Consider the following 25,343-nt stretch of genomic DNA (forward strand, 5'->3'; position numbering starts at 1 on the left):
CGCAATGCTCCTCGCAGAAAATTTCAGCTTTTTTGGTCATCAGGATTAATCAAGATATTCACCGGGACAACGCCCAGGGCCGCACTGACCATTAGCTCCTTGTTGGGTGTGACTGCGTCGGTTCGCAAAAGTCCCTTCCAGTTTTGCATCGCGGCGGCGAACGGCAGTTGGATCCGGGTATCGCCCCAGACTTGCGCGTCAATCCGTGGGTATGCGCTGTTTTCAAGCAATCCATGGGACCAGCGCGGCACGATCACCAACAGTCTTTTGCCCTGATATTCGCGGCAAAAGGCGACGACCCGCTCGGCGTATTTGCCCACCACCTCGAGCGGTTCATACGTGCCTTTGGCGAACAGCGCCGGATGGGCTTTGCGCAGGTTCAACGCCTCGCTGATCAAGGCCTGCTTGAGGTGCCCGTCACGCCAATGTTCAAGCAAGGCCTCAATTTCGCCCGGCGCTTGCAAGGCACGTTGCCGGGCATTGAAGTCCACCGGCCGACGGTTGTCCGGATCCACCAGGCTCAAGTCCCAGAACTCGGCGCCCTGGTACAGGTCCGGAACGCCTGGCACGCTGATCCGCAGCAAGGATTGCGCCAGCCCGTTCAGGGCGCCGGCGGGTGCGATGGCGTGGGCGGCGCGTCCCAGCGCAGTGCGCAGCGCCGTCCCTGAGTCGTCGAGCAACAAGCGGCCGAGGAACGCCTCGACAGCCTGCTCGTAAACCTCGTTGGGCGCGCTCCAACTGCTGTGCAACTTGGCCTCGCGCAAGGCCTTTTGCTGCCATTGCCAGAGTCGCTGGTGATACTCGCCACGGGCGCCGGCGTCGAGATCCAGGTCGAGCGGCCAACTGCCCAGCAAGACCTGATAGAGAATCAGCTCATCGCCTGCCGACGGTGCGGCCGGATCGCTGCGCAAGGGCGCCGCCAGGGTCCGCCAATGGGTGACTTGCTCGGCGTACCAGCTGGCACACTCGCTGAGCACCGCCAGGCGCGCGCGACTGTCCTCACCGCGCTTGTGGTCGTGGGTGGCGCTGGCCAGCAGGTTGTCCGGGAAGGTGTGCAAGCGTTGCTGATTAACCGCGTGAAAATCCGCCAGGGGCGCACTGAACTGTTCGGTGTTGAACCCCACGTCGTTGCGCGACAGCAACACCGCCGAGCGATAGAACGCGGTGTCTTCCACGGCCTTGGCGGCGGCCGGGGACGTCAGTTGCTGGAAACGCACGCACGCATGCTTGAGCATCTTGCGTTCGCGTCCCACCGCACGCTCACGCCAGGGCTGGCCGCCGAGCCATCGTTCCAGGCAATCGAGCACCGGCCAGTCGCCTTCGCTCAAGGTGCCGCGGGCACCGGCCAGGGCTTGCAGGAAAAACCTGTCGTCACGCTCGCTGCGACCCAAGGCACTGATATAGGTGCGATACACCGGGAAATGCACGATGAGCGCCTGCAAGGCGCGACGAATCGCGCCCAGGGTCAGGTCGCGACTCATCACGTCGTCACGGGCCACCTGCAGTAACGCTTGAGCGACACTTTCAAAGTCACCCGCGAGGGAGCCGTTGAGAATTTGCTGGCGGGCCAGCCAGGCCTCTTCGATAAACCCCGACGGGCGCTCGGTCTGGCTGGACCAGAGTTGCGCCAAGGGTTCAAAGCCCTGCGGGTCATGTTGCAACAGCGACAGTTGGTTCATGAACTCGTAGCCGGTGGTGCCGTCCACGTTCCAGTCTTCACGCAACGTTTCGCCTTCGCCGAGGATTTTCTCCACGAAGATCGGCAGGTGCCGCTGGGGCGACAGCGCGTCAACCCGGCGCCGCAGCTTGCGGCAGTAACCGCGCGGATCGGCGAGGCCGTCGATATGGTCGATGCGCAGGCCATCGATCAAACCTTCGCTGATCAATTGGAAGATCTTGCCGTGGGTCGCTTCGAACACCGCGGCTCGCTCGACCCGCAGACCGCCCAGCTCATTGACGTCGAAAAAGCGTCGCCAGTTGATGTCATCCGCCGCTGTACGCCAGCTGGCCAGGCGGTAGCTTTGTTGCTCCAGCAATTGATGCAAACGCGCAAAACCTTCGGGTTGCCGCGAATCGAACAGTGCCAGACTGGCCTCGATAGCGCCGCGCACCGCCGGATCGCTGGCGTGCTCGGCCAACGCTTGCTTCAGCGCCAGCGCCTGGACATAGGCATCGGCTTGATAGGCCAGGGCGCTGAAACGGTCGGCCAGGTCTTTGAGAGCAGGCTCGGCGCGCAGGATGTCGCCATAGTCGCCGGGGCAGATCGGGAAGCGGTGTTCATAGTGTTCGACAAAAAAACTGCCGTGCTGGGCATCGAAGCGCAGGGGCAGGGCGCCGTTTTGCAAGGCCTCGCCGTAATCGCTGCCCAGAAAAGGCATCAGCAATTGGCCCTTGAGCAACGGGTCGGGTGAATGCCATTGAATATCGAAGAACTCGCTGTAGGGGCTCAGGCGTCCCCACTCCAGCAAGTCCAGCCACCAAGGGTTGTCGCTGCCACCGACGGCCATGTGGTTGGAGACGATATCGAGGATCAGCCCCATGTCGTGCTGGCGCAGCGCCTCGACCAGCCGACGCAACGCGGGTTCACCGCCCAATTCAGGATTGACGGTGGTCGGATCGACAACATCGTAGCCATGCATGGAGCCGGCGCGGGCGCGCAACAGCGGCGAGGCGTACACATGACTGATGCCAAGTGCGGCGAAGTAGGGCACCAGCGGCACCGCATCGTCGAGGGTAAAGCCTTTATGAAATTGCAGGCGCTGGGTGGCGCGCAGAGGTGGTGCGTTCATCGGTCACGCTCACTGGCTTGTTGGCGGGCGACAGCCAGCAATTCAAGACGCCGGGCGGCGTTTTCATCGTCGAGCAAGGTCGCGGCATCGCCCGGCAAACGCCGGCGCCAGTTGGGATGGGTGTCGGTGGTGCCGGGCAGATTGGCTTGCTCTTCAATGCCCAGGGCATCTTCCAGGGGCAACAGCACCAGCGGTGCGCGGGTGTGGCCCAGGTACCGCACGCTGGCGTCGATCATGTGGTCGGTTTCGTTGCGGATTTCATCACTGAAGTTCTGCGGGTCCTGGCTCAAGGCCTGGCGCAGCGCCTGACGCTCACGCAAACGATGCTCGCTCCATTGCTCGACTGTCGGCGCATCGATGAGCCCGAGTTGAATATTCCAGTCGATGTCACGGCTGTGCCACCAGCCATTGAGTGTGGGTAAATCATGGGTACTGCTGGTGGCCAGGGCGTTGTCGGGCCAATCGAGGATCGGCGTGAACTGGCCTGCATGATCTTGTTCGAACAACAGCACGCGCATACCGAGCATCGAGCGGGCGATCAGCTTGTCGCGCAGACCGTCGGGCACGGTGCCCAGGTCCTCACCGAGGACGATGGCCTGATGCCGGCTGGACTCCAGGGCCAACAGTCGCAGCAGGTCGTCTACCGGGTAATACAAATAGGCACCGTCCTTGGGCGAGGCGTCCTTGGGGATCACCCACAGCCGCTGCAGGCCCATGACATGGTCGATGCGCAAGCCGCCGGCATGCGCGAAGTTGGCCCGCAGCATTTCAATAAAGGCCCGAAAGCCATGGCGCTTGAGGCCTTCGGGGGAGAACGCGGAAATCCCCCAGCCTTGCCCGGAACGGTTGAGAATGTCCGGCGGCGCGCCCACGGTCAGCTCAGCCAGCAACTCATCCTGGCGACTCCAGGCCTGACTGCCGGCGCCATCCGCGCCGACGGCCAGATCGGCAATCAACCCCACGCCCATGCCGCCGCCGCGCGCTGCTTGTTGCGCGCGCTCCAGGCAGCGGGCGATCAGCCATTGGTTGAAGGCGTAGAAGGCAATTTCTTCAGCCTGCTCGCGGGCAAACTGCGCCAACTCCGGGCTGCTGGGGTCGCGCCACGCTTGCGGCCAATCGCGCCAGTCGAGGCTTTCGCCGTTGGCGGCGTGCCGGGCCTGTATCGCTTCGAAGCGGCAGTGGTTTTCCAAGGCTTCACCGCCGGCCTGGCGAAAACTCAGGAAGTCGGCGTGTTGTGGGTGCTCCCCGGCGCGAAAGTCATCGAACAGCGCACGCAACAGACGTAGCTTGGTCTTGGCCGCGGCAGGCCAGTCGATCAGGCTTTGCTGCTCGAGTTCTTGCAACTCGTCCGCCAGCCCACTGCTTTCGATCGCGTCGCGCAATGCCCGTTCACCCAGGATACAACCCGGCGAGGCATACAGACTGTTAAGGAACAGGCGACTGGAGGGCGAGTAAGGGCTGTAGCGCTCGGTGTCGGCGCTGAACATCGCGTGCATCGGGCTGATCGCCAGGGCATCGGCGCCACGCTCAGCGGCCGCGCGGGCCAGTTGTTCCAGGGCTTGGGTATCACCGAAACCGCCATCACCGCTGCGGCGCAGGGCATATAACTGGGCGCTCAGGCCCCAGGCCCGAGCGTTCTGGCTGTCAACGGCGTCAGCGACGCTATAGCAACGACTCGGCGCCACGGCTAGCGTGAACTGTTGCTCGGCGATGTGTACGAGGTGGTACCCCACGGGAAGATCACCCGCGAGCGCCGCCTCGGCGTTCAGTTCCAGGGTCAGGGCCTTGCCATCTTCCAGGTCGATCCGGCAAGGCGTGCCCGGCGCGAAATACCGCGCCAGGTCCAGAGACATACCGGCATCCAGGGTAAGCAAGGGGGGCAGGTGCTTGTCTTGCTGCGCTTGCTCCAGGTCTTTCAGGCTGGCGGCGATGGCTTCATCGCTGTCGGCGGGATGGCCCAGGCCTTTCAGGACGGCGCGCAGAGCGTCGGGACTGACATGTTGCATACGGCCGTTCGCGTCGATCCAATCGACCGCCAGCCCGGCGCGGCTGGCCAGTATTTCCAATTGCGCGTCGCTCAAGAGTGCTCTCCAACAGGTGATGAGGTGTCGCCCGGCGTCAAGCTGACGCGGGCGCAGAAAGGCGCGAGCAAGGCATCGTCAGGAGCGCTGGCAAACAGGATGTGCGCGCCGGCCGGGTGCTCGAAGCGGGCCTGGCTGAGGTTCAGGTCGATCTGCAACACCTCGCCATTGCCCAGGCGCCAGCGCGCCGACACCGCGCCCTGGCCCAGTACCTGCGCCCCCAGCGCCATGCAGCCCGGCAAGTGCGGCACGATGTGGCGCTGGCGCAGGCTCAGCAGTTGCCGGTAGAGCCGGGTGTGCTGGTTCTCGGTAAAGCTCGGTATCGACTGGTGGAACGTCGACTCGGCGTTGGGATCCGGAATTCGCTCGCGTCGCTCGGCATCCTGGAACGCGGCAAACTCAGCGAACTCGTTGCGCCGGCCTTCGCGCACTGCCTCGGCCAGTTCGCCGTGGTGATCGGTGAAGAACAGGAAAGGCTCGCTGGCGTTGACTTCGTCGCCCATGAACATCAGGGGGATCATCGGCGACAGCAGTAGCAGGGCGGTCGCTGCCCGCAATGCCTCGGGCGTGCAGAGTTGGTGCAGGCGCTCGCCCAGGGCGCGATTGCCGATCTGGTCATGGTTCTGCAAAAACAGCACGAAGGCACTCGGCGGCAGATGCCCGCTGCGCTCGCCGCGCGTGTGACCGTGGCGCGTGGCGTGTCCCTGATAGATGAAACCTTCGCTCAGGCAACGTGCCAGCTTGGCGGTGGTGTCTTCGGCAAAATCGCTGTAATAGGCATCTGTTTCGCCGGTCAGCAGCACGTGCAGGGCATTGTGGCCATCGTCGTTCCACTGGGCGTCGAAATCCTGCTCCAGCAGGTTGGCCTGGTTGAATTCATTCTCCAGCACCAGCCAGACATGCCGCGCAGGATCGACCTGCTGGCGCACGCGATGTGCCAGCTCCTTGAGGAAGTCGGGGTTGTCGATGGCATGCACGGCATCCAGGCGCAGGCCGTCGAAGCGGTATTCAAGCAGCCACATCAGCGCGTTATCGAGGAAAAAGTCGCGCACCTCGCGGCGATCAAAGTCGATCCCGGCGCCCCACGGCGTATGCACGTCTTCGCGGAAAAAACCTTTGGCGTACTGGCCCAGGTAATTGCCGTCGGGGCCGAAGTGGTTGTAGACCACATCCAGGATAACGGCGAGGCCGTGCTCATGGGCGCGATCGATCAGTTGCTTGAGTTGTTCGGGGGAACCGTAGGTGGATTGCGGCGCATAGGGCAAGACCCCGTCATAGCCCCAATTTCGTTCGCCGGGAAACTGCGCCAGGGGCATCAGTTCAATCGCGGTGATACCCAGTTCGGCCAAGCGCGGCAGGTGTTTTTCGACCTCGGCGTAACCGCCCAGCGCACCGACATGCAATTCGTAGATCACCGCCTGATGCCAGGGACGGCCTTGCCAGTTGCGATGGCGCCATTGATAGGCAAGCGGATCGACTACCAGGCTCCAGCCATGCACGTCGAGCGCCTGTGCTCTCGACGCCGGGTCCGGCACATCGCGTTCGCCATCGATGTTGTAGCGGTAACGTGTGCCCGCCGGGCACTGTAATTCGACAACAAACCAGCCATCCGCCTGGGACAGCATGGCCGACGAGCTTCCATCTTCCAATTCCACGCTGACATAAAATGCATCAGGCGCCCACAAAGCGAAACGGGTATGTTTCGCGTCCAGCATCCTCGCGCCGTGGGGCCATGTTTCCAGAGTCCGTAACGGCATTAAGTGTGACCTCGTCAGTTTTTTCCTGTTTTTACCTGTGCTTTCGCTACCAGGTGCTCATACAGTTCGGCATAGGGTTCGACTGCCTGGCTCCAGTTGAACGGTGCGCTCATGGCCCGGCAACGCATGGCGTTCAACAGACCGGGGAAGGCGAACACCTTGAACGCCCGGGCCAAGGCGGCTTCGTAGCTGGGCACCGTGGATTCGTTGAACAGGAAGCCGGTGACGCCATCCTCAATGGTGTCAGCCAAACCTCCGGTATTGCGCGCCACCGGCAGCGAACCAAAACGCTGGGCGTACATCTGGCTCAAGCCGCAAGGCTCGTAGCGCGACGGCATCAGCAAAAAGTCGCTGCCGGCGAACATCCGACGCGCATCGGTTTCGTTGAAGCCAATGCGTACGCCGATGCGGCCGGGAAAACGCAGGGCCAGGGCGCGCATCGATTGCTCTTCTTCAGGCTCGCCACGGCCGATGATCGCAATCTGACCGCCGTTTTCGACGATATAACTCGACACCGCCTCGGTCAGGTCCAGGCCTTTCTGGTACACCAGGCGCGACACCACGGCAAACAGCGGGCCCGTGGAGGGCTCAAGGCCAAACAACTCGCGCACCTGGGCGGCGTTGACGGCCTTGCCTTCCCAGTCACCGATGTTGAAAGGGTGTTCCAGATGGGGGTCAGTCGACGATTCCCAGCTTTCATCTATGCCGTTGGGAATGCCACTGAGCAGACCTTGCTGAGTCTTGCTGGCGAGAAAACCATCCAGGCCGCAGCCAAATTCGGGGGTGGTGATTTCACGCGCATAGGTGGCGCTGACCGTGGTGATATGGCTGGAATAGGCCATGCCAGCCTTGAGGAACGACATCTTGCCGTAGAACTCCATGCCTTCCTGCTGCAAGGCGTGCTCGGGAATGCCAAGTTCGGGGCACGACGCCAGACTGATCACACCCTGGTAGGCAAGGTTGTGAATGGTAAATAACGTCGGCGTGCGTGAACCACGCCAGTGCATATACGCGGGTGCCAGGCCCGCGGGCCAGTCATGGGCGTGCACCAGGTCAGGGCGCCAGTGGATGTGCGCCAGATTGGCGGCAATATCGGCGGCGGCCAGGCCCAGGCGCGCGAAGCGGATATGGTTGTCCGGCCAGTCACGCCCATTATTCGCACCGTAAGGCGTGCCTTCGCGCTCGTAGAGCTCGGGGCAGATCAAGACATAAATGACCAACCCATCCTTGAGGTCCATGCGCCCGATCTTGCAAGGCGGCAGCGCGGCATGGCCGCCCAGCTCGCCGATGATATGGATGGGGTTGTCGCTATCGAGCACCTGCGGGTAACCGGGGATCAACACCCGTACATCGTGCAAATGGGCCATGGCGCGGGGCAGGGCGGCGGACACATCGCCCAGGCCACCGGTCTTCACCAGGTCGGCCAGTTCCGAGGTCACAAACAGTACTTTTTTACGATTGGGTTTTTGAGACGATACCGGCCGCGTTGTGCCGGAAAGTTCAGCCAACGACGTTGGCCCGCTCACCGGCTGACTAAAACGCTCTCCCTGAGTATCTATAGCGGCACTGATCATAGTTCTCTCCCATGTATTGTTCAGCGGATGACCTGACGCCATCAGCGAAGATTGGCAGCATCCTGCGGCCAGGCGTACAAGCGCTACACAGACTCGCAAGCCTTATGCCAGTTGCGCTGGTGTCATAAATTGAGTGGATAGACGGGCGTCGACGTGGGCCGTCAGCGCGCTTCTCACCCTAAACCTGACCTGTGACAGATGTGGAAAGTTTAGATTTTTTGCGGGGTTTTTGTTCTGAAGGAGACCCATCGGTCATCAGTCTAGGCCAGATACCAGACCCCGTAAGGCGTGTGGGAATTTTTTGTAGGACAAAAAATTTATGCTGAAAGGGAAGCGACAGCGCAAAACGCGAGCGCTGGGGCTGGACCCGCCGTTTCGTCGCTCTTTATCAGGGCCCGCCGCCGAGAGTCGATGCTTGACGGCAGGGCAACGTACGACCCGTGCCCGAAAAGGGTGCGTCGCGATAGCGATGCGACAGTTAAAGTGATTTATCAAGAGATAAAAAATGTTTATAGCCAGTAAGTTACATTGTTAATGTAAAGTGGATTATTGTAATTTTAGACCTTCTATGTAGGAGCGAGCTTGCTCGCGAAACACTCATAGGCGCCGCGTTTATCCAGGACGCACGCGTTATCGTTGAGGTTTTTCGCGAACAAGCTCGTTCCTACAGTTTTTTGGGGAGCCAGCCGTTGCGCTAGCAGCTCCTCGCTATAGGTTTAGAGCTTTTGCAGTTCTCGCAGCAACGTCTGGTGGAACTGTGCCGGCTCTTCCATCTGGGGTGCATGACCCAGGCCGGGGAATTCCACCAGCGTGGAACGGGGAATCAGCTTGGCCACCTGCTTGCCCAAGACGTCGTAATGTCCGACTTTCGCCTTGATCTCCGGCGATGCAATGTCGCTGTTGATCGCGGTGGTATCGCTGGTGCCAATCAGCAACAGGGTCGGGACCTGCAAGTCCTTGAACTCGTAGTACACCGGCTGGGTGAAGATCATGTCGTAGATCAGTGCCGAGTTCCACGCGACCTGTTTCTGTCCAGGCCCTTTGTTCATGCCCACCAGCATCTCGATCCAGCGCTCGTACTCGGGTTTCCAGCGGCCCCCGTAGTAAGTCTTGCGCTGGTAGTTGCGCGCACCTTCGGCCGTCATCTTCAACTCGCGCGCATACCACTGGTCCACGGTGCGATAAGGCACGCCCAAGGCTTTCCAGTCCTCCAGGCCGATGGGGTTGACCATCACCAGTTGTTCCGTCTGATGTGGATAGAGCAGGGCGTAGCGAGTGGCGAGCATGCCTCCGGTGGAATGGCCGAGAATCGTGGCCTTTTGAATGCCGAGTTTTTCCAGCAGTTGGTGCGTGTTGAGCGCCAGTTGCTGGAAACTGTATTGATAATGATCGGGCTTGCTGGAGGTGCAAAAACCAATCTGGTCGGGCGTGATGACGCGGTAACCGGCCTCGCTCAAGGCCTTGATCGAGGCGTCCCAGGTAGCGCCGCAGAAGTTCTTGCCGTGCATCAGCACCACGTTGCGACCGTTGGCTTTGCCCTTGGCAGGCACATCCATATAACCCATCTGCAAGGATTTGCCCTGGGACTGGAAGTTGAAATGTTCAACCGGATAGGGGTATTGAAAACCTTGCAACTCGGGGCCGTAGGTGGGGCTTGCGGTGTCGGCAAGGGTGGGAAAGGCTAGGGTGGCCAGCAGGCCGGTGAGGTAAAACGTGCGAGCTAGAGGCATCGGAAGGCTCCGGAGAGGGTTGATGGTAGACGGTGTGGGATTAGATCCACTGCAGGGTCAACATTGCCAGCACGGCATAACGGGCGGCCTTGGCCAGACTGACGATCAGCAGAAAGCGCCACAACGGTTCACGCATCACCCCCGCCACCAATGTGAGCGGGTCACCGATGACGGGCATCCAACTGAGCCATAACGACCAATGCCCCCAACGCTGATAATGACCGCGGACCTTTTCCAGCTGCGTTGCCCTGAGCGGAAACCAGCGGCGCTCCTTGAAGTGCTCGACGGAGCGGCCCAACAGCCAATTGACCAGTGAACCAAGGACATTGCCCAGCGTCGCGATCGCAAGCAACCATCCCAGTGAATAGTCGCCGCTGAGCAGCAGGGCCACCAGCACCGTCTCCGATTGCAATGGCAACAGGGTTGCCGCGCCAAAAGCGCTGATAAACAGTCCCGCGTAACCGGCCCACATCAATCAGTGAGCCGGATAATCAGCCACCACGACGTCTTTGCCGTCCCGGGTCAAGCCAATGACTTGATAAGCCTCACTCATGCCGTCCATTTCCATCCCGGGCGAGCCCATCGGCATGCCGGGCGCGGCGACGCCCAGCAGGTCATCGCGCTTGCGCAGGGCCAATACCTGGTCGGCCGGAACGTGGCCTTCGACGAACTTGCCGTCAATCACCGCGGTATGGCAGGAGGCCAGCCGCGGGACAACGCCCAGGCGTTGCTTGACCACGCTCATGTCCGCTTCAACATGGTCGTTGACCTTGAATCCGTTGTTTTCCAAATGACTGATCCACTGTTTGCAGCAACCGCAATTGGCATCACGGTGCACATCAATTGGGATCAAGTCGGCGGCCTGGGCCAGCGAGCTGATGAACAGGGCTGACAGGAAAGTCAGGCGCAGAGGGTTTTTCATAGGGATTTCCATCCATTACGGACACTGCAGAGAGCACGCATTCTCCGCGCTTTTGGGCTATCGGTGAGGAGGTTTTGTTTCGAAATTATACGAGAGTGGACAGTCCCAAAACCCGTGCAGCCTAGCCCCTGGCGACTGTCGAGAAACTGAGGTGGAGATGACAATGCTGTCAGGTCAGGACGTTTCCAGACGCTGCTTGAGACGATCCAGCGCCTGATTCGATAGCTCAATCATGCGCGTGTGCAAGCTGGTGAGTTGCAGCTCGGTCTCATAAGTCAGGATCCGCTGGAACAGCGTGCCGCTGCCCTGTGACTGGAGCAGATAGTGAATGCTGCCATCGACGGCCAGCGAGGTGAACACCGCCCGGAACTCCCGTGGCGCAACCGCGACTTGCACCCGGTGACTCATGGGCACGCGTACGCCCAGCAAGTCGATTATTTCGGTGAACCGCTGTCCAGCAGCCAGTGGGCCCGTCGTACCGGTCTCGGCACTCAGGGACGTCGGATGCCACTCATGCCAGCGATCCGGCTGGGTCACATAGTCGTAGACGGCTTCTATAGGGGCCTGGATATAGCGTTCCTGGCTGATCCGCTCAAGGCGAACCGGGTGCTCAACTGAATTCATGACACACCTCCTGTACGGCTAGGAACTTTCAGGATAGACCGACTCCCGCACAACGCACGGGAGTCGGCCGGGTATCTTCAGCGAACCTTGAAGCGGCTCATCAGGGCAATCACTTGGCCGTTGGCCTCCACCAGGGTGTGAGTGTTGTGCTCGGCGGCTTGACCGCTTTGGACCAGCTCGTCGACCATCTGTCGGATCTGCACCATGCTGCGATTGATCTCTTCGGTCACTGCACTTTGTTGCTCGGCCGCGGTGGCGATCTGGGTGCTGAGGTTATTGATGTGGCTGACCGAACCGGCCATCTCATCCAGCCCCGTGTTGACCCTCGCCGTGGCGTCCGCCGCTGACTGACAACTGACTTGGGTGTTTTCCATCGCGGTCACCGAAGAACTGACCCCCAGCGTCAGGCGGCCGAGCATTTCATTGATTTGCGAGGTACTGGCCTGGGTCCGGGCGGCGAGGGCGCGCACTTCATCGGCAACCACCGCAAAGCCTCGTCCCTGCTCGCCGGCCCGCGCCGCTTCAATCGCTGCGTTAAGTGCCAACAGGTTGGTCTGGCCGGCGATCGCGCCTATCACGTCCAGGGTTTCAGTGATGCGCTGGGCGTCCTGGCGCATGTTTTCCACGGTCTGGGTGGCACTGGACACTTCACCGATCAGGGCTCCGACACTGCGCGAGGCCTCATCCACCACCAGCCGCGAACGGTCAGCGTGTTCATTGGCGCGCTGAGTGAAGGCAGCGGTCTCGGCGGCGTTTTCAGCCACCGTATCCGCGGTCGAGCTCATCTCGTTGATAGCGGTCACGGTCTGATCGGTCTCCGAGGCGTGGCGCACCAGGATCTGATTGGTCTGGACCGAGGCCTGCTGCAATTGCGCCAGGCTCGAGGACATGGCCCCCGTGGCCTGGGTCACTTCACCGATCATGTTTTGCAGGTAGACGATAAAACGATTGACTGAATGCCCGATGGCGCCCAGCTCATCTTCGGCGCGGATGGTGATCCGTCGGGTCAGGTCGGCATCCCCCGTAGACAGCGCGTCAATGTTGGTCTTCAGGGCTTTCATCCGCTGCACCAACTGACGGATGGCGTAGACCTGCAGCAGCACCAGCAACAAGACCATGGGGATTTGCAGCAAGCTCAGGGTTCCCAGCACATCATCGCGCTGGGCGGTGATCAGTGAGGTGGGCAGGGCGGTGGCCAGGAACCAGGGCGTGCCTTCAATGGGGCGCATGAAAAACGTGCTGGCTACGCCTTGATTATCGAATTCACTGCGTTGCAACGGTTGATCACGATGGGCCAGTCCGGCGCTGACCTGCGCGGCGAAAGCCGAGGTGGCCGTCAGTTCGCTGATGTTTTTCAACACCAGCGGGCCGCTGATCCGCGAGCTGTTGCTAATGATTTTGCCGTCACCCTCGACGATCAGCATCTGCCCGCCGATGTCGTTCTCTTTGCTGGCCACCAGGTCGTTGAAGAATCCCAGCGTCACATCAATGGTGGCGACGCCGTAAGGCACGCCATCGCGCGCAATGGCCATGGCGCAATTGGTGCGTGGCTGGGCGCTGGCGTCATCCTTGTAAGCCGCAGCCCAGGCACACTGGCCCGCGGGCGATTGCAGGCCGCCCTTGTACCAGGTCTGGTCGTAATAGTTGGGGGCCGCGTCGCTGTTCCAGAAAGTATTGACTATCAGCTTGCCCGAGGCATCGCGGTGCCAGAACGTACTGTGTTTATTTCGCCCCGGGGTGCGCTGGTCGGGCAGGGGCCAGATGCCGCCACCAAATACCTTCTGTTCGCCGTACTGATCCACCAGCCCCGGCAGGACCTTGTCGATGGCATCGCTGTCGAGCAGGGGGATGGTCTGGGTGATGCTACGTTGCTGAGACTGGACCTTGTTCAATTCGCCCTGAATCTGTTCGGCCACTTCGGCAATGCGGTTGAGGGCGACCTGTTCTTCGGTGTGACGCAACTTGGGGGCCACAAGTTGGCCGATGCCAACCACGGTCAAGATGAATAACAGCAGGACGAACAGTACGAGAAACAAGGTGTAGCGAGCTTGGATGGAGCGTAGTGAGGGCATGGGGCGGTCCTTGCGAAGCGTTTATTATCGACGCAGCTTTTTAAGAGCTTCGTAGAAAGTATCGGCTTGGGGGCAAGGAGCTTTAGGTACGATCGTGCAAGAAAAAAACGCGGGCCGAGCCAGGCATTGAATCGCGGACCTGTGCGCCCGCGATTCAATGGCAGTGGGTTAAATCTGATAGTGCTTCAGTTCCCTGGCGATCACCATCCGCTGAATCTCGCTGGTGCCTTCATAAATCTGGGTGATGCGCGCATCGCGGTAGTAGCGCTCAACCGGGTAATCCTCCAGGTAGCCGTACCCGCCATGGATCTGCATCGCTGAAGAACAGACTTTTTCAGCCATCTCGGAAGCGAACAGCTTGGCCTGGGAGGCTTCCGACAGGCAGGGTTTGCCGGCACTGCGCAGACGCGCGGCATGCAGGATCAGCAGGCGTGCGGCATTCAGGCGGGTCTGCATGTCGGCCAGCAGGTTGGCAACGCTTTGGTGCTCGATGATTGCCTTGTCAAATTGCACCCGGTCACGGGCATAGGCCAGCGCCGCTTCAAAGGCTGCGCGAGCGATACCCAGCGCCTGCGCGGCAATCCCGATGCGGCCACCTTCCAGATTGGACAAGGCGATCGCCAGGCCCTTGCCGCGTTCGCCCAACAGGTTGGCTTCGGGTACCGTGCATTGATTGAGGGTGACGGCGCAGGTGTCCGAGGCGCGGATGCCCATTTTGTGCTCCGTGCGGTCCACGGTGAAGCCCGGTGTGTCGGTCGGTACCAGGAAGGCGGAGAGACCTTTTTTACCCAGCTCTGGGTCGGTCACGGCAAACACAATTGCCAATTTGGCCCGCTTGCCATTGCTGACAAACTGCTTGGCGCCGTTGATCACCCACTGGCCGTCGCGCAGTTCAGCGCGGGTCCGCAGGTTATGGGCTTCGGAACCCGCCTGGGGTTCGGTCAGGCAAAAGCAACCGATGGCCTGGCCGCTGGCAAGTTCGGCCAGCCAGGTTTCTTTCTGCGTTTGTGTGCCGTAGTTGAGGAGTGGGCCGCAACCCACTGAATTATGGATACTCATCAATGCGCCCGTGGCGCCATCACCGGCGGAAATTTCTTCCACGGCCAGCGCGTAGGCCACATAGTCAACATAGGTGCCGCCCCATTCCTCCGGCACCACCATGCCCAGCAGGCCCAGTTCGCCCATCTTTGCCACCAAGGCATCGTCGATCCAGCCGGCTTTTTCCCAGGCTTGGGCATGGGGCGCGATTTCGCCACGGGCGAAGTCACGGGCCATGTCGCGGATCATGATTTGTTCTTCTGTAAATTCAATGTCTTGCATTACATAGTTCCCGTCTTACTGGAAGTCGCTGAAGAAACTGTCGACGTGCTCGGCACTGAGTGCCCGCACGCTCGACGGGTTCCAGCGTGGGGATTTGTCCTTATCGATCAACAAGGCACGCACGCCTTCGATCAGATCGCCACGGGTGAACCACTGGCGGTCCAGGTGCAGTTCCAGGGCAAAGCACGCTTCCAGCGCCAGATGGCGCCCACGGCGCAGCATGTCGAGGGTGACAGCCATGGCCAGCGGTGAACGGGTCTGCATCAGCTGTGCGGTGCTCAACGCCCATTCATGGCTGTCGGCCACGGTCACCGCCTGCAGTTGTTCGACAATGCTCGGCACATCGGGCAGCGCAAAGAAGTGATCGATCGCCGGACGCAACAGGGCCAACGGTGCATCGGGTAACTGCTGCTGTCCGAGCTTGGCCAGGACGCCCTGAAGGTCCTTGAGGGGCGAGTCCTGCCATTGCAGGCGATCGAGTTTCTGGTCCAGATGCACGAGCTTGGCGCTGTCCAGATACCAGTCGGCCAGCCCGCAATACAAGGCGTCGGCGGCACGAATCTGTACCCCGGTGACGCCCAGGTAGGTGCCCAGCTCGCCGGGAATCCGCGACAGGAAATAACTGCCTCCCACGTCTGGGAAATAGCCAATCGCCACTTCCGGCATCGCCAGACGGCTGCGCTCGGTAACGACTCGCAGGTCCGCGCCCTGGACCAATCCCATGCCGCCACCGAGAACAAATCCGTCCATCAGCGCAAGCACGGGTTTACGGTAATGATGAATCAGCAAGTCGAGGGCATATTCCTCGACGAAAAAATCCTCGTGCAGGGTGTCGCCATTTTTGAAACTGTCGTACAGCGAGCGGATATCGCCACCGGCGCAGAACGCCTTTTCGCCCGCGCCGCGCAGCACCACGGCATGCACCTGCGAATCCTCGGCCCAGGCACGAAGATGCCCGGTGAGGCTGCGAACCATGTCCAGGGTGAGGGCATTGAGGCCGGCGGGGCGATTGAGGGTGAGGTGGCCGATGTGGTTGCGCACTTCGGCGAGGACGTCGTCTTGAACGGATTCGGCGCTGCACGTCGCCTGTGATGGAGCCTGAGCAGTCATCTGTAACTCCCTGCTTTTATTGTTCTATAGCCAAATGTTCGGGGACGAACCATCTGTCGATCCTACCAGTGCAAATTTGCCCGGTACAAGTCGGAATCCTGCAGGTCGTCTTTGCATTTATGCAGTGTAGCGATCGCTGGACCCACGCTCTAGACGCGTTCCGCCAGGACTTCGCCAATGCTGCGGCGGCGCGCATGATCTTCGGCGATATGGATCAGCTGTTCCAGTTCAGTGGGGGTGACGTCGAAAAACTGCTCCATCTGCGCCAGGGCTTGCTCCAGATCGATCGCGGTGATCTTCGGGTCGACTTCCCGGGGACGTGTTTCCAGCACTGGCGCGGGTTCGCTGGCGCCCTTGGGATAACGGGTGCGGGTCAGGTTGTTATAAGCCAGTGCCGTGAGCAGTAACGTACCGGCACCGAGCATGACCGGGCCGACTTCCAGCCAACCCAGGGCGATGGACGCCGGATCGGCCAGCACCAGGGTCATGGCCAGGCCACCGGAGGGCGGGTGCAGGCAGCGCAGCCAGCACATCAGGATCAACGCCATCCCCGCAGCGAGGCAAGCACTGCCCAAGGTACGCCCCAGCACCCGGGCCACCAGCAAGGCGACCACACTGGCACACAGGTAACTGCCGACAATCGACCATGGCTGGGCCAAAGCCCCCGAGGACACGGCAAACAACAGCACCGCCGATGCGCCCAACGGCCCCAGCAAGTGCAGGGCGACCTCGGGACCGAACACCTGGGCGCATACCCAGATACTGAACAGGGTGCCAAGTGCCATGCCAATTGCGGCACGGCTCCATTCGGCGGGACGGGTATTGATGGCAGCGGGTAACCAGCGAGCGAGCATTGCTAAAACATCCAATCTAAACAGCGGGCGAAAAAAAAGGGCCTTTCGGTTTCCCGTAAAGCCCTTCGAACGTTCCTGCATTTGGGGGAGGAACCGAGGCAGTGTGCCGATCTGACTGGCTCATTTCCAATGCATATTAATGCAGGTCAAGTGCAGTAATTTTGCTTGATCGATCCCTTCATTCCCCCATCGGTATCCGTGGCCCGGCTGGCACGCTGACCTTGCCCAGCACCCGTTCGTGATTCTCGGCATTGATCAACAGTTTGTGGACATTTTCCCGCAACTGCGGGTCATTGGCTAACGGCCCCTTGAGCGCGACGAGGGCATCGCGCAATTCCATCAATCGATTCAGGGAAGGAACCTGTATATAACCGACATTCACACGCTCACCAGACAAGGTTGCGGGGAATGCGGAGACACGCGATTGCTTATCAGACACAGGGGTAGTCCTCTGAAAAATAGATGTGCCCTGGATAGCTCGGCTTGAGTCGCTTTCAGCTGTTTGCAGGCGCTGAACGAAAGTAGGCAGGGGGTGGTAATTAAGTAACTCACATTGCACAGTGAGTTTACCGTTGGCCTATAGACGCCGGAAGGGGCGCTCATACAGGCCGTTACGGATACAGGTGTAGGACTCTTCTCGATAATGGCGTCACTGAAGTGTGGACGCCAACGCAGTCGCCCGGCCTAAGCTTCCAGCAAACGCGGTATCCATTGCTGTTGCGGCATCGGCAAGGTGCACGACGCGCCACGCCCCATGGGGAAATAGTGGAAACCCTTGCGTGCCAGTCGCTCGGCGTCGTAAAGGTTGCGTCCGTCGAAAATCACCGGGGCCTTGAGGCGCTGTTGCAGCAGGTCAAAATCCGGCGCCTTGAACTGCTGCCACTCGGTGCAGATGATCAACGCGTCGGAGCCGCCGAGTGTCGATTCCGGCGTGCCCATCAACATCAGGCGCGGATCATCGCCGTACAGGCGCTGGGTTTCCTGCATGGCTTCCGGGTCGAAGGCGCGTACGTTGGCGCCGGCGGCCCACAGCGATTCCATCAGCACCCGGCTGGGTGCGTCGCGCATGTCATCGGTATTGGGCTTGAACGCCAAGCCCCACAAGGCAAATGTCTTGCCGCGTAGCTCACCCTTGTAGAACGCCTTGACCCGCTCGAACAGTTTGCTTTTCTGCCGCTGGTTGATGGCTTCCACCGCCTCCAGCAAATCACTGGAGCAATGCGCTTGTTTGGCGCTGTGAATCAGCGCACGCATGTCCTTGGGGAAACACGAGCCACCATAACCGCAGCCCGGGTAGATGAAGTGGTAGCCGATCCGGGAGTCGGCGCCGATGCCCAGGCGCACCGACTCGACATCCGCCCCCAAGTGTTCGGCCAGTTCGGCGATCTGGTTGATAAAGCTGATCTTGGTCGCCAGCATGCAGTTGGCGGCATACTTGGTCAGTTCGGCGCTGCGCAGGTCCATGAAGATAATGCGGTCATGGTTACGGTTGAACGGCGCGTACAGATCACGCATCACATCGCGGACCTCCTCACGTTCGCAGCCGATGATGATCCGGTCCGGACGACGGCAGTCGGCCACCGCCGATCCTTCCTTGAGGAATTCCGGGTTGGACACGATATCGAACGCCAGGCTGCGCCCGGACAGACGCAAGGCGTCTTCGATATGGGCACGCAAGGTATCGCCGGTGCCCACCGGCACGGTGGACTTCTCGACCAGGATCACCGGCTGGACCCGGTGACGGGCCACCGCATCGCCCACCGAGAAGACATATTTCAAGTCAGCCGAGCCGTCTTCGCGCGAGGGTGTGCCGACGGCGATAAACAGCACGTCGCCATGTTCCACCGCGAGTTTTTCGTCAGCGGTGAACGTCAGCCGCGCGCTTTCCAGGTTTTCCTTGACCAGGCTGGCGAGCCCCGGCTCGAAAATGCTCACGTGTCCTTGCTGCAACAAGCGTACTTTGTCTTCATCGACGTCCATGCAAATGACATCGTGGCCGACCTCGGCCAGTACGGTGGCCTGTACCAGGCCGACATAACCACTACCAAATACGCTGATTTTCATGGGGTATTCCTAGGGCTTGTGGCGCTGCTGCGACGGGAGTTGATGATCACGACGCCAAGGATGACCAACGCCACCCCCAACGTCCTGGACACGGAAAAGTGCTCGTTGAACACCGGCAGGCTGGCGGCCAGCAGATACACCAGCGCATAACTGATGCTCAGCAGGGAATAAGCACGGCCAAGCGGTAGATGCCGCAAGGCGCCCAGCCAGCAGAGCATCGACAAAGCGTAGGCGAGAATCGCCAGGCTCACGACGCCCAGCGCGGCGAGATCCAGAGCGCCGCTGTTGAAGGTGCTCAGCCATTGGCTGGGCAGCGGCAAGCGGGTCATGCTCCAACGCATGCCCAGTTGCGCGGCGCTGACCAACGTCACGCTGCCCAGCGCCAGGGCAAAGCCGCGCACCCGGCTCATACGTCGGCCCCCAGCAATGCCACGCCCGCGATGACCAGTGCGACACCCCACCAGTGGCGGTGATCCACCGGCTCATGGAACACAAAACGCGCCACCAGGGTGATCAGGACAAAGTTCAGGCTGAGCATCGGATAGGCGATGCCGACCTCCAGGCGTTGCAGCACCAGCAGCCATACCAGCAGGCCCAGGCCAAGGCATAGCAGCGCCGACCACAGCCAGGGCGAAGCCACTTTTGTGCGCCAACCGTGTGACCGGTCGCGCCAGCTGTCGACGGCAAATTTCTGCGAGACCTGCCCCAGGCAGGTCAACAGGCACGTGGTCAGCAGCAAAAGCAGGGTGGTGATCATGGCACTACCTGCGGGAAGATCAGGATGACCATATTGCCTTGTTCATAACGCTTGGCATCCTTGGGCAGCAGATTCAGCTCCATGCGCGCATAGTCGCCCTTGACCCGCATCACCACGCCCACCGAACCTTTTTGGCGCGCCTTGGCCAGCCACTTCAGGACTTGCGGGATATCCACGCGCCGATAAGCGGTGTCCGCAAAGGCGATACCGTACTTCACTTCGCCGACCGTGTTGTACAAGGTGATTTCCGGACGCCCCAGGCGCCAGGACAAGGCCGAAGCAGCCCCCAGGTCATTACTCAACAACGCCGAGGCCTGCTGCAATTCAGGAACGTGATCAATGATCAGTTGGTCCGGCGTCTTGTTATACACCACCGAATGGGGCAGGGCCGCGGGTACCAATGCCACCAGCAGCCAACTGCCGATGGCCGGGGCAGCCCACAGGCGCAGAGGGCGTGTGGCCTGCAACAGGTTGGATAGAATCCAGCCCGCCAGCACGATAACCACCAGCACCAGGCTCAGCGCTTCCTCATGAAGGTCATACAAGGGCTTCTTTATCTGGAAGTAGACCAAGGCCAGCAAGCCCAGTACGCCGAGGATCAGGTTGAGCCACCCGTTGACTTGCAATGTACGCCCACGGGCTGCGGCCAGTTTGTCGGCCAACGTGTTACCCATCAACAGTGCCAGCGGCAACAGGCACGGCAGGATGTACGCCGGCAGCTTGCCCTTGCTCAGGCTGAAGAACGCCAGCGGCATCAGCAGCCACAACAGCAGGAACCCGCTTTTTTGCGTGCGCCTTGCCTGCCAGGCCTGTTTCAGGGTCGCAGGCAGCAACACCACCCACGGCAGGCTGAAGGCCACCAGCAAGGGCAGGTAGTACCACCAGGCTGCATCGTGCTGGGCATCCGCGCCGGCAAACCGCTGGATGTGTTCATGCCAGAAAAAGAAGCGCCAGTAATCCGGTTCCTGGGCATGCACCGTCAAGGCCCACGGGAGGCTGGCGACAATCGCCACGGCAATCGCCACACCGCCGTAGGTCAGTAGTTCGCGCGTGCGCTTTTGCCAGACCATATAGGGCAGGGCAATCAATATCGGCAGCAACCACGCCAGAAATCCCTTGGTCATGAACCCCATGGCGCACGCCAGGCCGAGCAAGGTCCAGGCCCCCAACCGGGCGCGCCGACTGCTGCTGTCCAGGCACAGCCACAAGGCCACGCCGCTGAGGTTGACCCAAAAGGTGAACTGCGGGTCGAGATTGGCATAGCCACCCGACGCGGCGATGCTGACAAAACTCATGTACAGCAGACTGCTGGCCAGGCTCTTGCGCGGATCGTTCCACAAGCGCCGGGACATGAAATAAACCAGCAGGATGCTCAGGCCCGTCGCCAGCGCCGACGCAAAACGCACACCGAACAGGTTCTGGCCGAAAATGGCCTGGCCCAGGGCGATCATCCAGTAACCGGCCACCGGTTTCTCGAAATAGCGGATCCCCATAAAGTGCGGGGACGCCCATTTGCCGGTCAGCAGCATTTCCTGGCTGATCTGCGCGTAACGGGTTTCATCGGGTATCCACAAGCCATGAGTCGCCATCGGCGCCAGGTAGCACACACCAAAGACCAACAGGAGCAGGGGCAGGGTCCAACGGCGAATCATGCCTTTTGCACTCCCAGCCAGCCTTCGCGACCGCTGAGCACGCCGCGAGTCAGGTGCGCCTGGGGCAAGGTTGCCGGTTGCGTCGGCAACAGATTACCCAGAGGCTGAAACTCAATGCCACGCTGCCCGGCCTGGGCGAGCAACTGGCGAAAATCATTGGCCATCAGAATCCCTTCCACTTCTGCGTGGATCGTATAGACGTTGAATGTCGATTCGGTGAATCGCTCGAGAATGAAGCGGTTGAAGTCCCTGGCCGCCACGTGCGGGCCGACGACTTCGTCGAAGGTCGGCAGATTGACCGGTATCTGCGGCGTGCCGGCGCTGCCATCGGCGAGGATCGGACGGAACGGGCTAGCGCCCCGGCAATCACTGTTGTAACGAAAGTTGAAGGCTTGCTTGGCGTGCACCACGCGCTCGTCCGCGCGCCAACCGGCGGCCGCGGAACAGTCGACCGGCTCGCCGAGGATCTCGCTCAAGGTCTCGACCCCGCGGCGGATCTGCTCCACCAACTGGACATCGCTCCAACGTCCGGCGTTGGCTTGCCAGCCATGGTGGTCCCATGCGTGCAGCCCCACCTCATGTCCAGCGGCCTTGGCCCGACGCATCAGGTGCCCCAGATCGCGACCGATCGGTTTACCTGGCCACGCAGTGCCCGCCAGCAGAATGTCCCAGCCGTACAACCCGGCCGCGTTGGAACGCAGCATCTTCCACAGGAACCGTGGACGCATCAGGCGCCACAGGTGACGCCCCATGTTGTCCGGACCGACGCTGAAAAAGAACGTGGCCTTGATTCCGGCTTCATCCAGCAGCTCCAGCAACCGTGGCACACCTTCACGGGTGCCCCGATAGGTGTCGACGTCAATGCGCAAACCTGCCTTCATTAACGGGCTTCTTCGGTGGATTGAGCGATTTCCAGCATCGCTTCGCGCAGGAAGAAATCCAGGGTGTTGCCGATGGTTTCGTGCATTGGCACCGTGGGCTCCCAGTTCAGCAGGCGCTTGGCATTGGCGATACTCGGTTTGCGGTGTGCCACGTCCTGGTAGCCGTTACCGTAGAACGCCTTGCTTTCCACCTCACGGAAACCGGCGAACGGTGGGAAGTTGGCGCGCAGTGGATGGGCTTCGAACTGGCGCAGCAGCTCTTCGCCCAACTGGCGGATGCTCGCTTCGTTCTCCGGGTTGCCGATGTTGATGATCTGACCGTCACACGCGTCATTTTCGTTATCAATGATCCGCGCCAGGGCCTCGATGCCATCGGCAATGTCGGTAAAACAGCGTTTCTGTTCACCCCCGTCGAACAGGCGGATCGGCGTGCCTTCCACCAGGTTGAGGATCAACTGGGTAATGGCCCGGGAGCTGCCGATACGCGCCGAATCCAGGCGATCCAGACGCGGGCCCATCCAGTTGAAAGGGCGGAACAGGGTGAATTTCAGGCCCTTGACGCCGTAGGCCCAGATCACCCGGTCGAGCAATTGCTTGGAGACCGAATAGATCCAACGCTGCTTGTTGATCGGCCCGACCACCAGGTTGGAGGTGTCTTCATCGAAATTCTGGTCCTGGCACATGCCATAGACTTCGGAGGTCGAGGGGAAGATCACGCGCTTGTCGTATTTGACGCAGTAGCGCACCAGCTTCAGGTTTTCTTCGAAGTCCAGTTCGAACACGCGCAGCGGGTTACGGGTGTATTCGATAGGGGTGGCGATGGCCACCAGCGGCAGGACCACGTCACATTTCTTGATGTGGTACTCGATCCACTCGGAGTGAATGCTGATATCGCCTTCCACATAGTGGAAGTGAGGGTGGCTGCGCAGACGCTCGATGGCGTCGGAGCCGATGTCCAGCCCGTAGACTTCGTAGCGGTCATCGCGCAGCAGGCGTTCGGACAGGTGATTGCCGATAAAACCGTTCACGCCCAGGATCAACACCCGGGTACGGCGCGGCTTGCGGCCGGACTCGGCGCCGCGCAGCACGGAACCTTCCACCAGCCCCAACTCGTCGGCCAGCGCCGGACCGGCCAGGTACAGGCCGTTATCACCGCGCTGACCGGACCTGATGAGCAGGGAATCCTCGCCGCACGCAATGCGCAGGGGATCAACGCTGATCACACGGCCCGGCGCCAGGCCGTGGTTACCTTTGACGACTTCGGCGCTCCAGACAATCAGCTTGTGCTCGCCAACCGCGCAAAAGGCACCCGGGTAAGGCTGGGTCACGGCACGGACCAGGTTGAACAGTTCTTCAGCCGGTTTTTTCCACTCCAGCTTGCCGTCGGCGGCGGTGCGACGACCGAAACAGCTGGCCTGGCGCTCGTCCTGGGCGGTTTCCGTCAGCGTGCCCTTGGCCAGTTGCGGCAGCGCGTCGTTCAGCAGGCTACGCGCGGCATCACGCAACTTGGCGTGCAGGCTCAGGGCGGTGTCGCTGCGTTCGATGCTGACCTTTTGCTGAGCCACAATTGCCCCGGCATCGGCACGCTTGACCATACGGTGCAGCGTCACGCCGGTTTCATGCTCTCCGTTGACCAGCACCCAGTTCGCCGGTGCGCGCCCGCGGTACTTGGGCAATAACGAACCATGCAGATTGAACCCGCCTTTACCCGCGGTGGCCAGCAGGGCCTCGCTCAGCAGGTTGCGGTAGTAGAACGAGAAAATGAAATCCGGCTTGAGCTTGGCAACACGCTCGACCCACAGCGGATGGTTGGCATCTTCCGGCGCATGCACCGCAATGCCCTTGCGCGCGCACAGTTGGGCTACAGAAGCGTAGAAGGCGTTTTCCTTGGGGTCGTCGGCATGGGTGAACACAGCAGCAATGTCATAGCCAGCGGCAAGCAGGGCTTCGATGCCAGCACAGCCGATATCGTGATAAGCAAAGACAACAACGTTGGGATTCATGACGAAACCTGATCGGAAGATGAAGTGGAAGTACGCGAGGAGGGCAGGCCATCGACGATGACCACCGGCGCGGGCGCGACGGGATCGTTACGCAGCACCTTTTCAATAAAGAACCGTGGGCGCGCGCGCACATCGCTGTACATGCGTCCCAGGTATTCGCCCAACAGCCCCATGCCGATGAATTGGCCACCGGTGAACACAAACAGCACGGCGAACAGCACAAACAGGCCGTCACCGGCCCAGTCGGCGCCGAAGGCCAGGCGCAGGATAATCAGTGACAAAGCGAAGAGCATGCCCAACGCGGCAAGACTGAAGCCGACAATGCTCAACAATCGCAACGGTGTGGTGGTCATGCAGGTGAGCAGGTCGAACATCAGGCTGATCAGGCGCATGGCACTGTATTTGGACTCGCCGTGCTCCCGTTCGGCATGGTGCACGGGAATTTCCGTGGTGTGGCGGGCGAAGCCGTTGGCGAGGATCGGAATAAAGGTACTGCGCTCACGACAGGCCAGCATCGCGTCGACGATGGTGCGCCGATACGCGCGCAGCATGCAGCCGTAGTCACTCATCGCCACGCCCGTGGAGCGCTGTACGGCCAGATTGATCAAGCGTGACGGCCAGCGGCGAAAGGCTGAATCCTGGCGGTTGTTGCGCACCGTGGCGACCACGTCGTAGCCCAGGGCGGCTTGTTCCACCAGGCGTGGGATCTCTTCCGGCGGGTTCTGCAGGTCGGCGTCGAGGGTAATCACCACATCGCCCCGGCATTGTTCGAAACCGGCCATGATTGCCGCATGTTGGCCGTAGTTGCGGTTGAGGATCACCGCCACCACATGGCTCCCGGGCACCAGCGCAGCGTCTTCCAGCAATTGCGCCGAGCCGTCGCGGCTGCCGTCATCCACCAGGATGATTTCGTATTCATACGCCAGCTGCTTGCACGCCGCCCTAGTGCGACGCAACAGTTCTGGCAGGCTCTGTTCTTCGTTGTAGACCGGGATAACGATCGACACACAATGAATAGGGTAGGGTTTCAAAGATTCATGCCTCGGGTTAGAGCAACTTGGCGCGTGGAAACGACAACCTTCAATGATTGAAAGTGCGAGCGCCCGAATAAAAAACAACCGCTGTACTGCTATTTCTCGACAGCGCCGATGAC

Annotated in this window: 20 protein-coding genes; all 20 read right to left on the bottom strand. The window is 60.8% G+C overall.

The features are described from left to right. Nucleotides 1-23: 23 nt before the first annotated feature. Nucleotides 24-2,789, bottom strand: coding sequence for a malto-oligosyltrehalose synthase (locus AC6CIA_RS00675; RefSeq protein ID WP_498310160.1), 2,766 nt, complete (start codon nt 2,787-2,789; stop codon nt 24-26). Then, nucleotides 2,786-4,870: a 4-alpha-glucanotransferase gene (gene malQ, locus AC6CIA_RS00680; RefSeq protein ID WP_498310161.1), complete on the bottom strand. Its 2,085-nt coding sequence runs from the start codon at nt 4,868-4,870 to the stop codon at nt 2,786-2,788. Before malQ ends, AC6CIA_RS00675 begins: the two co-directional genes overlap by 4 nt. Next, entirely contained in the window at nt 4,867-6,627 is a 1,761-nt protein-coding gene (treZ, locus tag AC6CIA_RS00685) for a malto-oligosyltrehalose trehalohydrolase (RefSeq protein WP_498310162.1), read from the bottom strand. Before treZ ends, malQ begins: the two co-directional genes overlap by 4 nt. 14 nt (nt 6,628-6,641) lie before the next feature. Beyond that, the gene (gene glgA, locus AC6CIA_RS00690) at nt 6,642-8,201 is read right to left on the bottom strand and encodes a glycogen synthase GlgA (protein WP_498310163.1); all 1,560 of its coding nucleotides are present in this window, start codon (nt 8,199-8,201) and stop codon (nt 6,642-6,644) included. A 716-nt stretch (nt 8,202-8,917) separates the two neighbouring features. Next, the gene (locus tag AC6CIA_RS00695) at nt 8,918-9,931 is read right to left on the bottom strand and encodes an alpha/beta fold hydrolase (RefSeq protein ID WP_498310164.1); all 1,014 of its coding nucleotides are present in this window, start codon (nt 9,929-9,931) and stop codon (nt 8,918-8,920) included. 40 nt (nt 9,932-9,971) lie between these two features. Continuing rightward, nucleotides 9,972-10,403: a YqaA family protein gene (locus AC6CIA_RS00700; RefSeq protein ID WP_498310165.1), complete on the bottom strand. Its 432-nt coding sequence runs from the start codon at nt 10,401-10,403 to the stop codon at nt 9,972-9,974. 3 nt (nt 10,404-10,406) lie between these two features. Next, a complete protein-coding gene (locus tag AC6CIA_RS00705) occupies nt 10,407-10,853 on the bottom strand; it encodes a DUF411 domain-containing protein (RefSeq protein ID WP_498310166.1) in 447 nt (148 codons plus the stop codon). Between the two features lie 174 nt (nt 10,854-11,027). Continuing rightward, nucleotides 11,028-11,477 (bottom strand): SRPBCC family protein, encoded by a 450-nt coding sequence (locus AC6CIA_RS00710; RefSeq protein WP_498310167.1) that lies wholly within the window; start codon nt 11,475-11,477, stop codon nt 11,028-11,030. A gap of 77 nt (nt 11,478-11,554) precedes the next feature. Next, entirely contained in the window at nt 11,555-13,549 is a 1,995-nt protein-coding gene (locus AC6CIA_RS00715; protein WP_498310168.1) for a methyl-accepting chemotaxis protein, read from the bottom strand. Nucleotides 13,550-13,717: 168 nt separating this feature from the next. Next, nucleotides 13,718-14,869 carry an acyl-CoA dehydrogenase family protein gene (locus AC6CIA_RS00720; protein ID WP_498310169.1) on the bottom strand — a complete coding sequence of 384 codons (1,152 nt, stop codon included), beginning with the start codon at nt 14,867-14,869 and terminating at the stop codon, nt 13,718-13,720. A 15-nt stretch (nt 14,870-14,884) separates the two neighbouring features. Further along, the gene (locus AC6CIA_RS00725) at nt 14,885-15,979 is read right to left on the bottom strand and encodes an enoyl-CoA hydratase/isomerase family protein (RefSeq protein WP_498310170.1); all 1,095 of its coding nucleotides are present in this window, start codon (nt 15,977-15,979) and stop codon (nt 14,885-14,887) included. 149 nt (nt 15,980-16,128) lie between these two features. Then, nucleotides 16,129-16,833 (bottom strand): HPP family protein, encoded by a 705-nt coding sequence (locus tag AC6CIA_RS00730; RefSeq protein WP_498310171.1) that lies wholly within the window; start codon nt 16,831-16,833, stop codon nt 16,129-16,131. Nucleotides 16,834-17,011: 178 nt separating this feature from the next. After that, nucleotides 17,012-17,272, bottom strand: a complete 261-nt coding sequence (locus AC6CIA_RS00735; RefSeq protein ID WP_498310172.1) for a type VI secretion system contractile sheath small subunit — start codon at nt 17,270-17,272, stop codon at nt 17,012-17,014. 245 nt (nt 17,273-17,517) lie between these two features. Beyond that, complete coding sequence (locus AC6CIA_RS00740) at nt 17,518-18,897, bottom strand: UDP-glucose dehydrogenase family protein (RefSeq protein ID WP_498310173.1); 1,380 nt, start codon at nt 18,895-18,897, stop codon at nt 17,518-17,520. Then, nucleotides 18,894-19,307 (bottom strand): 4-amino-4-deoxy-L-arabinose-phosphoundecaprenol flippase subunit ArnF, encoded by a 414-nt coding sequence (gene arnF / locus AC6CIA_RS00745; RefSeq protein WP_498310174.1) that lies wholly within the window; start codon nt 19,305-19,307, stop codon nt 18,894-18,896. The genes AC6CIA_RS00740 and arnF overlap by 4 nt, the downstream gene beginning before the upstream one ends. Continuing rightward, nucleotides 19,304-19,651: a 4-amino-4-deoxy-L-arabinose-phosphoundecaprenol flippase subunit ArnE gene (gene arnE / locus AC6CIA_RS00750; protein WP_498310416.1), complete on the bottom strand. Its 348-nt coding sequence runs from the start codon at nt 19,649-19,651 to the stop codon at nt 19,304-19,306. Before arnE ends, arnF begins: the two co-directional genes overlap by 4 nt. After that, on the bottom strand, nt 19,651-21,306 hold the full coding sequence (gene arnT, locus AC6CIA_RS00755) for a lipid IV(A) 4-amino-4-deoxy-L-arabinosyltransferase (RefSeq protein WP_498310175.1): 1,656 nt from the start codon (nt 21,304-21,306) through the stop codon (nt 19,651-19,653). Before arnT ends, arnE begins: the two co-directional genes overlap by 1 nt. Beyond that, nucleotides 21,303-22,187, bottom strand: a complete 885-nt coding sequence (arnD, locus tag AC6CIA_RS00760) for a 4-deoxy-4-formamido-L-arabinose-phosphoundecaprenol deformylase (RefSeq protein WP_498310176.1) — start codon at nt 22,185-22,187, stop codon at nt 21,303-21,305. The genes arnT and arnD overlap by 4 nt, the downstream gene beginning before the upstream one ends. Next, nucleotides 22,187-24,190, bottom strand: coding sequence for a bifunctional UDP-4-amino-4-deoxy-L-arabinose formyltransferase/UDP-glucuronic acid oxidase ArnA (arnA, locus tag AC6CIA_RS00765; protein WP_498310177.1), 2,004 nt, complete (start codon nt 24,188-24,190; stop codon nt 22,187-22,189). Before arnA ends, arnD begins: the two co-directional genes overlap by 1 nt. Next, nucleotides 24,187-25,221 (bottom strand): undecaprenyl-phosphate 4-deoxy-4-formamido-L-arabinose transferase, encoded by a 1,035-nt coding sequence (gene arnC, locus AC6CIA_RS00770; protein WP_498310178.1) that lies wholly within the window; start codon nt 25,219-25,221, stop codon nt 24,187-24,189. The genes arnA and arnC overlap by 4 nt, the downstream gene beginning before the upstream one ends. Between the last annotated feature and the right edge of the window lie 122 nt (nt 25,222-25,343).

It is taken from the genome of Pseudomonas sp. GQ91 (assembly GCF_059758795.1).

Coding starts and splice junctions, on each gene's coding strand:
- arnT (WP_498310175.1), bottom strand. CDS start 21,306: ATGATTCGCCGTTGGACCCTGCCCCTGCTCCTGTTGGTCTTTGGTGTG.
- AC6CIA_RS00725 (WP_498310170.1), bottom strand. CDS start 15,979: ATGACTGCTCAGGCTCCATCACAGGCGACGTGCAGCGCCGAATCCGTT.
- AC6CIA_RS00705 (WP_498310166.1), bottom strand. CDS start 10,853: ATGAAAAACCCTCTGCGCCTGACTTTCCTGTCAGCCCTGTTCATCAGC.
- arnA (WP_498310177.1), bottom strand. CDS start 24,190: ATGAATCCCAACGTTGTTGTCTTTGCTTATCACGATATCGGCTGTGCT.
- AC6CIA_RS00710 (WP_498310167.1), bottom strand. CDS start 11,477: ATGAATTCAGTTGAGCACCCGGTTCGCCTTGAGCGGATCAGCCAGGAA.
- AC6CIA_RS00740 (WP_498310173.1), bottom strand. CDS start 18,897: ATGAAAATCAGCGTATTTGGTAGTGGTTATGTCGGCCTGGTACAGGCC.
- AC6CIA_RS00715 (WP_498310168.1), bottom strand. CDS start 13,549: ATGCCCTCACTACGCTCCATCCAAGCTCGCTACACCTTGTTTCTCGTA.
- AC6CIA_RS00720 (WP_498310169.1), bottom strand. CDS start 14,869: ATGCAAGACATTGAATTTACAGAAGAACAAATCATGATCCGCGACATG.
- treZ (WP_498310162.1), bottom strand. CDS start 6,627: ATGCCGTTACGGACTCTGGAAACATGGCCCCACGGCGCGAGGATGCTG.
- arnD (WP_498310176.1), bottom strand. CDS start 22,187: ATGAAGGCAGGTTTGCGCATTGACGTCGACACCTATCGGGGCACCCGT.
- AC6CIA_RS00730 (WP_498310171.1), bottom strand. CDS start 16,833: ATGCTCGCTCGCTGGTTACCCGCTGCCATCAATACCCGTCCCGCCGAA.
- AC6CIA_RS00675 (WP_498310160.1), bottom strand. CDS start 2,789: ATGAACGCACCACCTCTGCGCGCCACCCAGCGCCTGCAATTTCATAAA.
- AC6CIA_RS00695 (WP_498310164.1), bottom strand. CDS start 9,931: ATGCCTCTAGCTCGCACGTTTTACCTCACCGGCCTGCTGGCCACCCTA.
- glgA (WP_498310163.1), bottom strand. CDS start 8,201: ATGATCAGTGCCGCTATAGATACTCAGGGAGAGCGTTTTAGTCAGCCG.
- arnF (WP_498310174.1), bottom strand. CDS start 19,307: ATGAGCCGGGTGCGCGGCTTTGCCCTGGCGCTGGGCAGCGTGACGTTG.
- AC6CIA_RS00700 (WP_498310165.1), bottom strand. CDS start 10,403: ATGTGGGCCGGTTACGCGGGACTGTTTATCAGCGCTTTTGGCGCGGCA.